Origin of the sequence: Actinobacillus porcitonsillarum, from assembly GCF_003101015.1 — a bacterium.
Classification (GTDB): Bacteria; Pseudomonadota; Gammaproteobacteria; order Enterobacterales; family Pasteurellaceae; genus Haemophilus_A; species Haemophilus_A porcitonsillarum.
On record NZ_CP029206.1, the window covers coordinates 790,489 to 805,010 of the forward strand.

General features: G+C 39.1%; 10 protein-coding genes. 4 read left to right on the plus strand and 6 right to left on the minus strand.

Going from position 1 to position 14,522, the window contains the following annotated elements; genetic code table 11:
* Positions 1-63: 63 nt before the first annotated feature.
* Positions 64-969 carry a site-specific tyrosine recombinase XerD gene (gene xerD / locus DDU33_RS04045; RefSeq protein WP_108923303.1) on the plus strand — a complete coding sequence of 302 codons (906 nt, stop codon included), beginning with the start codon at positions 64-66 and terminating at the stop codon, positions 967-969.
* Here xerD and tilS read toward each other — a convergent pair whose 3' ends face one another.
* The 5 genes from tilS to ydiJ all read right to left on the minus strand — a co-directional run bounded on the left by tilS (position 970) and on the right by ydiJ (position 9,384).
* A complete protein-coding gene (gene tilS, locus DDU33_RS04050) occupies positions 970-2,241 on the minus strand; it encodes a tRNA lysidine(34) synthetase TilS (protein WP_108923305.1) in 1,272 nt (423 codons plus the stop codon). It abuts the gene before it with no gap.
* Between the two features lie 103 nt (positions 2,242-2,344).
* Positions 2,345-3,703 (minus strand): tRNA uridine-5-carboxymethylaminomethyl(34) synthesis GTPase MnmE, encoded by a 1,359-nt coding sequence (gene mnmE, locus DDU33_RS04055; RefSeq protein ID WP_005818127.1) that lies wholly within the window; start codon positions 3,701-3,703, stop codon positions 2,345-2,347.
* A gap of 151 nt (positions 3,704-3,854) precedes the next feature.
* Entirely contained in the window at positions 3,855-5,519 is a 1,665-nt protein-coding gene (yidC, locus tag DDU33_RS04060) for a membrane protein insertase YidC (RefSeq protein WP_005818129.1), read from the minus strand.
* A gap of 164 nt (positions 5,520-5,683) precedes the next feature.
* Positions 5,684-6,124, minus strand: coding sequence for a hotdog fold thioesterase (locus DDU33_RS04065; RefSeq protein ID WP_005818130.1), 441 nt, complete (start codon positions 6,122-6,124; stop codon positions 5,684-5,686).
* Positions 6,125-6,294: 170 nt separating this feature from the next.
* A complete protein-coding gene (gene ydiJ, locus DDU33_RS04070; RefSeq protein ID WP_108923307.1) occupies positions 6,295-9,384 on the minus strand; it encodes a D-2-hydroxyglutarate dehydrogenase YdiJ in 3,090 nt (1,029 codons plus the stop codon).
* Between the two features lie 447 nt (positions 9,385-9,831).
* On the opposite strand from ydiJ, the gene ompA (DDU33_RS04075) reads away from it, so the two are divergent.
* Both ompA (DDU33_RS04075) and ompA (DDU33_RS04080) read left to right on the plus strand, forming a co-directional pair.
* On the plus strand, positions 9,832-10,914 hold the full coding sequence (gene ompA, locus DDU33_RS04075; RefSeq protein WP_108923309.1) for a porin OmpA: 1,083 nt from the start codon (positions 9,832-9,834) through the stop codon (positions 10,912-10,914).
* Positions 10,915-11,144: 230 nt separating this feature from the next.
* A complete protein-coding gene (ompA, locus tag DDU33_RS04080) occupies positions 11,145-12,257 on the plus strand; it encodes a porin OmpA (protein ID WP_108923311.1) in 1,113 nt (370 codons plus the stop codon).
* Between the two features lie 71 nt (positions 12,258-12,328).
* Here the strand turns inward: ompA (DDU33_RS04080) and matP are convergent, their stop codons facing one another.
* Positions 12,329-12,775, minus strand: a complete 447-nt coding sequence (gene matP / locus DDU33_RS04085; RefSeq protein ID WP_005818114.1) for a macrodomain Ter protein MatP — start codon at positions 12,773-12,775, stop codon at positions 12,329-12,331.
* 88 nt (positions 12,776-12,863) lie between these two features.
* Here matP and DDU33_RS04090 point away from each other — a divergent pair, with 88 nt between their 5' ends.
* The gene (locus tag DDU33_RS04090; protein ID WP_108923312.1) at positions 12,864-14,501 is read left to right on the plus strand and encodes an AAA family ATPase; all 1,638 of its coding nucleotides are present in this window, start codon (positions 12,864-12,866) and stop codon (positions 14,499-14,501) included.
* The last annotated feature ends 21 nt before the right edge of the window (positions 14,502-14,522 follow it).

Genomic DNA, 14,522 nt, shown 5'->3' on the forward strand with positions numbered 1-14,522 from the left:
TAAAAATTAGTGCTTACTTTTATGTTAGAATTTTGCAAAGTTTTATAATAATCTTACCGCTATATGAACAAATCTGCGACTTCTCTTGACCCGATTGTTGAGCAATTTCTTGATACCTTATGGCAAGAACACGGTCTATCTGATAACACCGTTTCTTCCTATCGTTTAGATTTAATTTTATTCATGGAATGGTTGGATGAATCACGAGCTTTCTTAACGATAGATCATCACGCTTTGCAAGAATTTTTAGGTTATCGTTTTGATCAGGGTTATAAAGCGAGTAGTTCTTTACGAATGTTAAGTTGTTTGCGTAAATTCTTTCGGTTTTTATATTTAGAAAATTATCGCAAAGATGATCCAACAGCAATGTTAGTTGCACCACGTAAACCTTCTAGGCTGCCTAAAACACTAAATGAAGAGCAAGTGATGGATCTGCTAGATAGCCCTAATCCGCTCGATCCGATTGAATTACGTGATAAAGCGATGTTGGAATTACTGTATGCAACGGGGCTACGAGTTACCGAGTTGATCTCTTTAACAACGGAAAATTTAAGTTTACGACAGGGCGTTGTTCGTATTATTGGTAAAGGTGATAAAGAGCGTTTAGTTCCACTTGGCGAAGAAGCAAGCTATTGGATCCAAGAGTTTTTTCAATATGGACGGGGGATTTTATTAAATAATGAACCCTCAAATATTGTGTTCCCGAGTAAACGAGGGCAGATGATGACTCGTCAAACATTCTGGCATCGCATCAAACATTATGCTGTTTTGGCTGGTATCGATAGTGAAAAATTATCGCCACACGTCTTACGCCACGCTTTTGCAACGCATTTAGTCAATCATGGGGCTGATTTGCGAGTTGTGCAAATGTTGTTGGGGCATAGTGATTTATCCACAACACAAATTTATACACACGTGGCAAAAGCACGTTTAAAATCGTTGCACGAGAAATACCATCCTCGTGGTTAATTAACTTTTAAAAATTTTAAGCAATATATCCCCTTTTAGAATAAGAGGGGTTCGTTCCCTTTCCCAGACAGGGATTTGATATTTCTGCCAAATTTTTTTTATTTCTTCGTGATATGTTTTACCGTATTCTTTGATTTTTCCCTGATACTTTAGATGAACAAAAAGTTTTTCTTGTTGTAATGCTTCAGAGAGTTGCAAGCGGTCAATTTTATGTGCTGTTTGGTAAATAATTTCATCTTTGGCGCGAAGGATTTGACCTAATCCATTCGGTAAAATAATGGTTTCTTGTTGCTGAATTTCTTCTGAAAAGGTGGCAACCGGCGTATAAATTGGCGTAATAAACAAACGGTTTTGATAGCGTCTTAACATTTTATCGCCCAACTGAATTTCCGGATTTTTATCCTCTTTAGCAAGAATAATATTCTGAATAATTTGTTCGAGCTGTGCCGTTGAAGGCATTAACATTTGTTGTTCTGATAACCAGAGCCTGAGCAATGCTTGTTGCTTTATTTTCGTTAAGCCTGCAAAATCTTGAATAACGAGCGTTTGCCCATCTCTATATTTTGCTAATTCTTCACTGAGTAGCTCATCTAAAAGTTGTTGTTGATGAGCAAGATGTTCACAGCTTCTCGCAACCATTCGGTTAAATTGCTCCCATTGCTCATTTAACACGGGCAATACTTTATGTCGTAAGAAATTTCTATCGTAGTCTGTTGATTGGTTGCTTTCATCTTCAATCCAGCTTAGATTTTGGCTTTGAGCGTAAGCTAAAATGTCATTTTTACTCACAGCAAGAAGCGGTCTAAAAATGGGAAATTTTTGCGAAAAATTAACCGCTTGCATAGCAGATAACCCTTTTACGCCACTCCCTCTTTTTAATGCGAGCAAGAACGTTTCAGCTTGATCATCGAGATGGTGTGCTGTCACAACGACTTCATTATGTTCCCGTGTTTCACGGATTGTTTGGTAGCGTTTTTCACGTGCTTCTGCTTCAATGCCTTTTTTGCCATTAACCTGAACATATTTAACACATAGTGGAATCGCCTGTTGCTGGCAATAATGTTGGCAAAATGCAACCCATTGATCGGCATTGGGACTTAAGCCGTGATGAACGTGAACAGCCCTTAACGGCAGTTTAAGTCGGTGTAAAAGATGCAATAGTACAACCGAATCCACTCCACCACTCAATGCCACCAAAAATGAAGGGGGGCGGGGAAAATAAGTATGGATTTGGGTTTGAAGCTGGGTAAGTAAGCCGTTTGAGTTGTGCATACAAGCAAGAGATTCTTAATTTTGTTGAAGCTATTACGATGTAGATTTCGGGCGGGGATAACCCCACCCCTACGCAAATATTTTGCCATATTGGTTTTTTAATTTATTTCCCAATACAAAATGAGCTAAAAATATTCCCTAACAGATCATCAGAGGTAAATTGCCCCGTGATTTCGCTCAGGGCATTTTGTACCATACGTAATTCTTCTGCCAGTAATTCGCCGGCAAAGAATTGAGTAAGCTGAACGTGCCCACGTTCTAAATGCTCTGCAGCAGTTTCTAAGGCTTGTAAATGACGGCGGCGTGCAAGGAAGCCTCCTTCTGTTGAGCTTTGATAACCCATAGATTGTTTCAAATGCTCACGTAATAAATCTACACCGACTTTTGTTTGTGCTGATAAGCGAATAAGGGTAAAACCGTCTTGTTGCTCAAGCCCTTCGCTTTCCCCGGATAAATCGACTTTATTACGAATAACGGTAACAGGAATGTTTTGAGGTAATTTTGCTAAAAATTCTGCCCATTCCGTTTTGAACACATCCGCTTGCTGTTCGCTACTATCAATCATCAATAGAACGTGATCGGCTTGAGCAATTTCATCCCACGCTCGCTGAATACCAATACGTTCTACTTCATCACTAGCGTCCCGTAAACCTGCGGTATCAATAATGTGTAAAGGCATTCCGTCAATGTGAATATGCTCACGTAAAACATCACGTGTGGTTCCGGCAATGTTGGTAACAATGGCCGCTTCACGACCGGCAAGTGCGTTTAATAGGCTTGATTTACCTGCATTAGGTTTGCCGGCAATCACGACTTTCATTCCTTCACGTAGAATAGAGCCTTGTTTCGCCTCTTTTCGAACATTCGCTAATTGCGTAATGATGTCATTTAATTTTGCTTCAATCTTACCATCGGCAAGAAAGTCAATTTCTTCATCAGGGAAGTCAATTGCAGCTTCTACGTAAGTCCGCAGATAAATAACAGAATCGACCAATTCATTCACTTTATTCGAGAATTCGCCTTGTAAAGATTTAAGTGCTGAGCGGGCAGCTTGCTCGCTGGTTGCATCGATTAAGTCGGCGATTGCCTCTGCTTGGGCTAAATCTAATTTGTCATTTAAAAAGGCTTGTTCAGAAAATTCGCCGGCACGGGCAATGCGAACGCCTTTTACCTCCAAAATGCGTTTAAGTAACAAATCTAAAATTACTTGACCGCCGTGTCCTTGTAATTCAAGGACATCTTCGCCGGTAAATGAATTTGGCGCTTTAAAGAAAAGTGCAATCCCTTGATCTAAAACGGTACCGTCCGTATCCATAAAGGGTAAGTAGTTTGCTAAGCGAGGTTTGAGTTCTTTGCCGACCACCGCTTTAGCAACTTCGCTGGCGAGAGGGCCAGAAACACGTAAAATTCCCACGCCGCCTCGTCCGATAGGTGTGGCTTGTGCCACAATGGTTTCTTTCATTGAATTATCCTGTTTGAGTAGGGTCTGTTTATCTTTCAAAAATAGACCGCTTGTTTGGTGTGTATTATAGCAGAAATTTAAAGGTGGATTTTGAGAGATTTTGACAAAGAAAAAAGCACGCTCAATGAACGTGCTTTTCGGAACAGGTTAATTATTTCTTACGAGTATGTAAGCCTTTTTTCTCTAATTGACGGTAGATCCACCATTGTTGAGCGATGGTAATACAGTTTGAGGTCAACCAGTAAAGTACCAAGCCAGATGGGAACCATAAGAAGAATACGGTAAACATAACTGGCATAAATGTCATCACTTTTTGTTGTACAGGATCTGCAACCGGTGTTGGTGACATTTTTTGTAATAAGAACATTGAACCACCCATTAAAAGTGGAAGAATGTAGTAAGGGTCTTGAGCCGATAAATCTTGAATCCAACCAAAGAATGGTGCGTGACGTAATTCTACCGCTTCCATAAAGGTCCAATATAATGCGATGAAAATTGGCATTTGGATTAAGATTGGTAAGCAACCGCCCATTGGGTTTACTTTCTCTTCTTTATAGAGCTTCATCATCTCTTGGCTCATACGTTGGCGATCGTCGCCGAAACGCTCACGCATCTCTTGGATGCGAGGTTGTAACATACGCATTTTTGCCATTGAGGTATATTGTGCTTTTGTTAAAGGATAAAGTAATGTTTTTACCACAATCGTGACACAGATAATCGCTAAACCCCAGTTGATCACAACTTTTTGGATATTGGTTAGTAACCAGAAAAGCGGTTTTGCGATAAACCACGCCCAACCATAGTCAGCGGTTAAATCTAAATGAGCTGCTGTTTCAGCCATCTCTTTTTGATCTTTCGGACCAGTCCAAAGATGTGTAGAAATTGTCGCATCGCTATTTGGTGCCACTGTGGTTAATGCACCACGGTAACCAATGGTCGCTACACCGTTATCAGAAACACGAGTGTAAATAGTCATTGGTTTATCTTGTTGTGGAACCCAAGCTGAAACGAAATAGTGCTGTAAGATCGCAACCCAACCGGTATTGCTTTCGATAGATAACCCACCGTTTGCAATGCCTTGTTCGGCTTTACGTTTTTTCTCATCAGCCATTTCTTGGAAAGAGTATTTTTTATAATTGGTTTCTGAAGAAGAGTAAGCACCACCTGTGTAAGTTGGCATCGTTAAACTGCCAGAGCTTTCAACTAAAGTGTGTTTTAATTGACCGTAAGGCTGAACTTCCACTGCTTCTGCAGAATTATTTTTAATGTTGAAATCAACGCCAACGTTGTAACTACCACGTTTTAACGTAAAAGTTTTGGTATAAACGACGCCATCTTTTTCAAATGTTAAAGGTACAGAAATTTCATTTTGACCATCAGCAAGTTTAAAGCTGTCAGCAGTCGTTTGGTATTGAGCACGACCATTATTGGTATCAATGCCGTTTTTACCGATTAAACCACTTTGAGCAATATAGAGTACTTTGCTATTGTCTTGTAATAATTCAAATGGGGTGTTTGAATGTAACTCTGCGTGATGTTTTAATAAATCTGAATCAATCACATCACCGCCTAGTGTATCAACGGTTAGGCGTAACACATCACTTTCAATGGTAATGGTTTTCCCTTTGCTATTGGACTCAGCCACATTTTGAGTTTGTGACGTTGCCGCAGGCACATCGCCTGATTGTTGTTGCGCTTGAATTTGAGCTTGTTTTTGCGCCTGAATTTCAGGATTGAAATCTTGTTGCCATTGGGTAAACAGCAAGAAAGAAACCAATAACAAGCCAACGACCAATAAACTACGATTTGAATTCATAGGAATTTCTCTTGTTTAGGTAAGTGGATAAAAGAAAAGCATTTTATAATAGGTTGGAGGGAGATCCAACCGCCTTTTATTGCTTTTCATGCTTTTTATATACTCAAGCGGTCAGATTTTCTAAATTTCTTGCGAAATCTCAAAAATTTAACCGCTTGATTACATTATTCGGCTTTAGGTTGTTTCTCTAAGACTTTCGTTGAAAGGCGGGCGGTTGCACACAAATGTCCGTGTTCATCTTTTGTATCAATTTGCCAAACGTGAACTTCTCGTCCGAGTTTAAGAGGATAGGCTCGTGCAATGGCTTTATGCCCCTGTTTGATCGCTTTTAAGTGGCTGATGTTTAATTCCATACCAACGGCGATTTGATTTGCTTCGCAAACAAGCAGAGAACCTGCATTTGCAACGGTTTCCGCTAGCGTGGCGGAAATACCGCCGTGCAATACACCAAATGGCTGCATGGTTTTTTCATTGACGGTAAGTTGAGCTTCAATCCAATCTTCGCCAATTTCAGTAAATTCAATGCCTAAATGCCCGACTGCGTTACCTTGGCATAATTCATTAAGTTGTTCAACGGTGGCGGTTTGTTTCCAAATTGATGTCATTATTGTTCCTTTATTTATGTTAAGAAACAACCTAGCACGAGCTGTGCTAGGTTCGTTAAGCCCAGCCCCTCTGGGGCTGAATGGAAGAGCCGCAGAGCGGCTCAGATTAAGTAACCCTATACGGCTCGTATAGGGTTTGTCCTCTTTTGTAAAGAAGGGAATTCGTCAAGTTACAACACCTCAAGTAAAGCCTGAATAGGGTGTTTGATGACTTGATGTTCCATTCGTTTTACTTGCGAGCGGCAAGAATAGCCGGTTGCTAAACAACGCTCAAGCGGTTTATTTTGCAATTTTTGTTGCCAAGATTGTTGATAAATGGCTTTTGACATCGCTAAATGGCGGGTTTCGTGTCCAAATGTACCAGCCATGCCACAGCAGCCTACGTTTTCATTTACAAGCGTTTCGCCAAAGTGAGCAAAAATCGTTTGCCACTCTTTTGTAGAAGCCGGTAGTTCGGTAGCTTCCGTACAATGGGCAAATAAATGCCACGGTTGTTTATCCGAAATGGCTTTTTGATAGGCGGCAAAATGTCCATTTTGAACATTCTCTTTTAACCACTCGTGAGCCAATAAAACGTTAAAATTGCCACGTTTTTCTTTTAATACATCACGGTATTCATCACGGTAAAGCAAGGTAAGTGCAGGATCTACCGCAACCATCGGCAAGCCTAATTTTGCAATGCGATTTAAAAAATCAGCTTGGTTTTGGGCTGTTTTGGCAAATTTACGTAAGAAACCTTTGATGTGTTGTGCTTTTCCGCTCGGCTTAAATGGCAACACAATAGGTTTAAAACCAAGTTTTTGTACGAGTTGCACAAAGTCAGCAACCACTTTTGCATCATAAAAAGTGGTAAACGGATCTTGAACAATCAATACCGTTTTGCAATCTTTTGCAGAAAAATGACCGCTTGCAGCTTGTTTTTCTAAGCTTTCTAATGTTTCGCCCTGATAACCGATTTCAACAAGTTGTTGGTTAAGTGTCGGCACAGATAATGCAGGCAAATAGGTCATACCAATGGTTTTATTGGCTACTGTTTCTGCTAATTTACTGGTGCTAAAGAAGTTGAAGAATTTAGGGGCTTTCGCCATATAAGGCGCGATAAACTCTAAGTTTGACACCACGTAATCTTTTGTCGGGCGTAAATAACGAGCGTGGTATAGCTCATTAAATTGCGAACGGAAGGTTGGTACGTCAATTTTTATCGGGCATTGGCTTGCACAGGCTTTACACGCAAGACAGGTATCCATTGCCTGTTTAACTTCGTGAGAAAAATCGTATTCTCTCTGTTTGTTCCACGTATTGCGGATTTTGGCAACAAAGTCCGATAATTTGACCGCTTGTTTTTCGTCTTTGAAAATTAACGCTTCAGGCGAAACATTTTGCACTGCTAATAAACGTAGCCATTCACGAATTAAGGTCGCTCTGCCTTTTGGCGAATAAAGGCGGTTGCCACTCACTTTCATTGATGGGCACATTGTGCTATGCACATCAAAGTTAAAGCATAGCCCGTTACCATTACAATTCATTGCGCCTTTAAATGCTTCACGCACTTGGATTGGAATTTGGCGGTCAAAATCGGCACGCATTTGCGAGTCGATAGCATAAAGTTGGGCATCGCTTTCGAGTGGGGTACAGATTTTACCCGGGTTAAGACGATTTTGCGGATCAAATAGCTGCTTCATATAGCGTAGTTCTCGCCAAAGTTTTTCGCCAAAGAAGCGTTCGCCATAGTAAGCTCGCATGCCTTTACCGTGTTCTCCCCAAATTAACCCACCATATTTATAGGTTAATTCAACAACTTGATCTGAAATGGCTTTAAAGGTTTTGACTTGCTCAAGATCGCATAAATCCAATGCAGGGCGAACGTGCAAGACGCCGGCATCTACGTGCCCAAACATACCATAAGAGAGCTGATAGCTATCTAATAACGCACGGAATTCCACAATATAATCTGCAAGATTTTCTGGCGGTACAGCCGTATCCTCAACAAAAGCAATAGGTTTTGCCCAGCCTTTAGCGTTACCGAGTAAACCTACGGCTTTTTTACGCATCGCATAGATTTTTTCGATAGAGTCTAAGTCATGGCAGACTTGATAGCCAATAATACCGGCTTCGTTTTTTGCCATTTTTTCATCAAGCGCCAGACACAAAGCAGACACTTGTGCTTCGATTTCCGCTTGGTTACTAGACGCATATTCCACAATATTGATGCCTAAAATCGGGTTGTGAGGATCTTCTGTCAGCAAATCGGAAACAGAATGCCACACAATATCTTGTTTCGCTAAATTGAGTACTTTGGAATCCACTGTTTCTACCGAAAGAGCCTTCGCCTGTAACATAAAAGGCGCAGAGCGTAATGCGGCATCAAAAGAGTTATATTTAATGTTGATTAAGGTACGATATTTAGGAATAGGCAATAAATTCAGTTTAGCTTCACAGATAAAAGCAAGAGAGCCTTCTGAACCGGTCAAAATACGTGTGAGGTTAAATTCACTTTCATCATCATTGAACACATTTTTTAAATCATAGCCGGTAATAAAACGGTTCAGTTGCGGGAGATCGGCAAGCACCTGTGATCGAACCTCTCGGCAACGACTAAAAACTTCTTGATGAAGCTGTTTACCTAAAGGCGATAAATTAAGGTGTTCTAAATTTGCAAAAAAATTATCGGTTTTGACCGCTTGTGTTTCTAGAATTTCGCCATTGATTAACACTGATTTAAGGGCTAAAACGTGATCAGAGGTTTTGCCATATTGCAATGAACCTTGCCCGGAGGCATCCGTGTTAATCATTCCACCTAAAGTGGCTCGATTACTGGTAGAGAGTTCTGGGGAGAAAAATAATCCATAAGGTTTGAGGTATTTGTTAAGCTGATCTTTAACGACACCGGCTTGCACTCGAACCCAGCGCTCTTCAACATTGAGTTCTAAAATCTGGTTCATATGCCGTGAGAGATCAATAATAATATTGTTATTAAGTGATTGTCCGTTAGTTCCAGTGCCTCCACCTCGAGGCGTGAATGTTAAGGACTGAAATTCCGGCTTTTGAGCGAGTTTGGTTAGAATAACAATATCAGATACCGTTTTAGGAAATAAAATCGCCTGTGGAATTTGTTGATAAACACTATTATCGGTGGCTAATGATAAGCGGTCGGCATAGCTACTGGCGATATCGCCGCTAAAATGTTGGCGGATAAGTTCCTCTAAATAGCGTTGAACCAGCGGATTTTGTTGTGGGATATTGGATAGTCTAGGAATCATGATTTGTTCCTCTTATTATAAGAATAGATGAAGTGAATCTTAACAAGAAATCGATCGCTTGGAAATTACGAACGTATTTATATTTAAGAATTTAATAGGCTTAAAAAAACTCTTTTTGGCTAAATAGTAATCAAACGAGCGGCTTGAGACGGTAAAATAATCAAAAAAGGCATTGATTTAAACAAATCTTCTTTGGATAATATGCGCTATTCTTGCCCATCTTCTTAAGGACAAGAATGGAGTGAGAGATATTTTAGCTCATATCTAAAGTAAAAGCTCTTTTGCTTTTTTATAAATATGACATAAAATATACTCGAAATTTCACTTTCTTAAGTCTTTCGATATTCTCTGAGAAGATGAAAGGCGTGGTTAAGACTCAATACTAAATTAGTATTAGTTATTGAAATGTTTTATGTATATATGATGACAAATTAGAGGGTCATTAAAATGAAAAAATCATTAGTTGCATTAGCAGTATTAGCTGCATCAGCAGTAGCAACAGCAGCACCACAAGAAAATACTTTCTACGCAGGTGCAAAAGCTGGTTGGGCGTCATTCCATGACGGTTTAACTCAATTTGACTCTAAAGATGGTGGCGCTTTCGGCATTAACCGTAACTCTGTAACTTACGGCGTATTTGGTGGTTACCAAATCTTAAACCAAAACAACTTTGGTTTAGCAGCTGAATTAGGTTATGACTACTTTGGTCGTGTTCGTGGTAATGAAGGTGAAAGACGTGCTGCTAAACATACAGCTCACGGTGCTCACTTAAGCTTAAAACCAAGCTATGAAGTAATTCCTAACTTAGATGTTTATGGTAAAGTAGGTGTAGCATTAGTTCGTAATGATTACTGGACTCAAGCTACAGTTGTTAAAGCTGATCGTGAGAAAGCTCATAACTTAAAACCATCTCTATTATTAGGTGCTGGTGTTGAGTATGCAATTTTACCAGAATTAGCAGCTCGTGTTGAATATCAATACTTAAATCGTGTAGGTAACTTAGATAAAGCTATCGAAAAAGCGAATGGTGCATGGAGAAATACTCAATATAGCCCAGATATTCATTCAGTATCTGCAGGTTTAAGCTACCGCTTTGGTCAAGGTGCAGCGCCAGTTGCAGCACCAGAAGTTGTATCTAAAAACTTCTCATTCAGCTCTGATGTATTATTTGCATTCGGTAAATCAAGCTTAAAACCAGCAGCAGCTCAAGCTTTAGATGCAGCGAACAACGAAATCAATGCATTAGGTTTAGCGAACCCAGCAATCCAAGTAAATGGTTATGCTGACCGTATCGGTAAACAAGCAGCTAACTTAAAACTTTCACAACGTCGTGCAGAAACAGTAGCTAACTACTTAGTTTCTAAAGGTCAAAACGCAGCGAACGTGACTGCAGTAGGTTACGGTTCAGCTAACCCAGTAACTGGCAACACATGTGATGCAGTGAAAGGTCGTAAAGCATTAATCGCTTGCTTAGCACCAGATCGTCGTGTAGAAGTTCAAGTACAAGGTTCAAAAGAAGTAACTATGTAATATAGTTAAGTTCTAATGGTGAACTTAGAAGGCCCATAGCACACGCTATGGGCTTTTTTATATCCGATTAGTGTATTTTTTGCTCTGTAGAAGTGTTTTGATTGGATTTATATTTTTTATTTGCTAAAATAATAGGCGTAATAAGGGTTTTAAATTTTTATAAAATTTAAAAATAAGTTGTGCCTTCGTGGCATATCTCATTGATGATTACATAGTAAGAGGACATCAATATGAAAAAATCATTAGTTGCATTAGCAGTATTAACTGTATCGGCAGCAGCAACAGCAGCACCACAAGAAAATACTTTCTATGCAGGTGCAAAAGCAGGTTGGGCATCATTCCATGATGGTATTAAGCAATTAGATGCTACACACTATAATAATGAAGCTGGTTACGGAATTAATAAAAACTCTGTAACTTATGGTGCTTTTGCTGGTTATCAAATCTTAAACCAAAATAAATTTGGTTTAGCAACAGAAGTTGGTTATGAGCAATTTGGTCGTGTACGTGGTCACCAAAATACTCAAGCTGGTAGTGAAAAACAAACATTTAAACATTCTGCACACGGTACAACTATCGCATTAAAACCTAGCTACGAAGTGTTACCAGATTTAGATGTTTATGGTAAAGTGGGTATTGCATTAGTAAATAACCGTTACAAAACAGTAGATGTTCAAACTAAAGAACCAACAAAAACAAGTCGTTTCCAAAGTTCATTAATTTTAGGCGCAGGTGTTGAGTATGCAATTACTCCAGAATTAGCAGCACGTGTTGAATATCAATGGTTAAATAATGCAGGTAAAGCAAGTCAAGCGACTCTTGATCGTATGGCTCGCCAATCAGATGCTCAAGTAACTGATTATCGTCCAGATATCAGCTCTGTATCTGCAGGTTTAAGCTACCGCTTTGGTCAAGGTGCAGCACCAGTTGCAGCTCCACAAGTTGAAACTAAAAACTTCTCATTCAGCTCTGATGTATTATTTGCGTTTGGTAAATCAAACTTAAAACCAGCTGCGGCGCAAGCTTTAGATGCTGCAAATAATGAAATCAATGCGTTAGGTTTAGCGAACCCAGCAATCCAAGTAAATGGTTATACAGACCGTATTGGTAAAGAAAAATCTAACTTAAAACTTTCACAACGTCGTGCAGAAACAGTAGCTAACTACTTAGTTTCTAAAGGTCAAAACCCTGCAAATGTAACTGCAGTAGGTTATGGTGAAGCAAATCCAGTAACTGGCAACACTTGTGATGCAGTGAAAGGTCGTAAAGCATTAATCGCTTGCTTAGCACCGGATCGTCGTGTAGAAGTTCAAGTTCAAGGTTCAAAAGAAGTAACTATGTAATATAGTGACTTTTGAGTCAATAATATAAGAAACGCCCATCAAATGATGGGCGTTTTGCTATGCCTGATTTGCTATTTGAGCAAATCTTTTAAGGTTGTTTTCATTTTAGAGACCTGTTCTAAGTAAAGCTCTTTGTTTTCTAACTCATCAATGAGATGTAATACCGCTTGAGATAAAGTCATTTCCTTCTCGTTGGCATATTTGGAAAGTTGTAACCAACTGGCATACTCTAAATCAATTGATTTTTTCTTTGTAGAAAGTTTTTCAGCATTAAAAAAGCGTTTACGTCTTGCTCGAATAGATTGACGCATTTTTTTACGTTGCTCAGCCGTCATTTCACTTTTAATCCATTTCTCAATTTCTTCAGGCTGGTGTTGTAATGTCGTAAGATACTGGATTTTGAGATCAATCATACTTGATTCAGCATACTTTGTAATATTTTCCCCTTCACGATGCTTTTTTAGTAAATACTTCCATTTCCAATTTGCTTCTTGTGCCTCTAATTTTTGGTATCTCATATTATTCTCTTTATTTTCTATTTTGAATTTTAGGCAAGTATAGCGGAATTTTGTATAATAAACCAAATTTCTATTATGAGGCTTATTTGTGACTTTATCCCCTTTGGCTTGGCAAGATCTTACTCTAACGTATCATTTTGATAAGCAGACTAAAGATGTTTCTTTTTTTGATTTCCAAACAAATGCACAACGTGCCATTGAGCAATTTATTCAAGCTCAATCTGGCGCATTACTTGTGATGAAAACAGAATCCTTCCCTGAATATATTGAGGAAATTCGAGATTATTTTCATCAAAAGCAATCTACGCCGGTTGTGATTAAAACAGAGTTTACCAGACGGCATTTATTTGGATATAGCCTTTTTCTTGAAAAAGAGAATAAGGTGGAAACGCTTGAGGGTGCAATTCAAGCTGCAGAGCAAGGTATCTTAATTCTGAATCTGAAATCTTTGCTACTTGACATCACGCAATGGGATAAATTAAAGCAGGCTTTATTATTTGGTTATTATGAGCAGCATATGGCGAATGATATTCCAAAGTTGCTTCCTCCGATTCAAACACAATTTAAATTAGTGTTGTTGGGAAGCCGAGAAGATATTTCATTATTAGCCGAATATGACAATGATTTATACCAATTTGCTCAATATACGGAAATTGAATCTTATTTAAACGTCAATGAAGCGACATTAGCTCAATGGGGAAACTATGTTTGTTGTTATGCTCAAAAGCGATTTAGCAAAACCTTTAAGCCTAACGCACTCGAACAACTATTGCAGTATTACGTGCGGGAGAGCGAAAGCCAACATTTGATTTCAATTTCGCCTACTTTGTTGAAAAAACATTTATCCGGACTTGCAAATTTTTACGCAAATCAGACCGCTTTTTCTAATATCAGCACCTATTTTGATGAAATAGAGGAACAGTCCGCCGTTCTAAGTCGCTATACTTTACAGGATATACTGACTAACCAACTTTATATCGAAACGGATGATGAGGAAATTGGGCAAATTAATGGCTTATCAGTAATTGAGTTTGATGGCGTACCACATGCTTTTGGCGAACCTTTACGTATTAGCTGTAATGTGCAATATGGCGATGGGGAAATTACGGATATTGAACGTAAAGTTGAGCTCGGCGGAAATCTTCATTCTAAAGGGATCATCATTGCGCAATCCTGCTTGGCGAATTTACTAGAATTTCCTACGCAGTTACCTTTCTCTGCTTCACTCGCATTTGAGCAATCTTACGGTGAAGTTGATGGCGATAGCTCTTCTTTAGCTATTTTCTGTGTATTAATCAGTAGTTTGGCAAAATTACCTATCCAACAATCTTTAGCGGTTACGGGCTCAATAGACCAATTTGGTAATATCTTGAGTGTGGGGGGCGTTAATCAAAAAATTGAAGGCTTCTTTAATCTATGTAAGGCGAGAACGCTTACAGGAAAACAAGGGGTTATTATTCCTGCGGTTTGTGTTTCTCATTTAAGTTTAAAGTCAGAAGTGATTGAAGCGGTAAAAAATAAGCAGTTCAATATCTGGCCAGTGGAAAGTGTGTTTGATGCGTTAGACATTTTATTTGATCGACCATTTTATGATGAAGAAAATCGTTCAGAAAGCGAAAAACCTTCGCTCTTTAGCTTGATTCATCAAACGATAGAGCAGAACCAGCAAGCAGAATCTGGGTATTCTTTATTTGAAAAGCTTTATCGTTATTGGAAGCGTAACTGATCCGACAAGTTTAGCTTACAC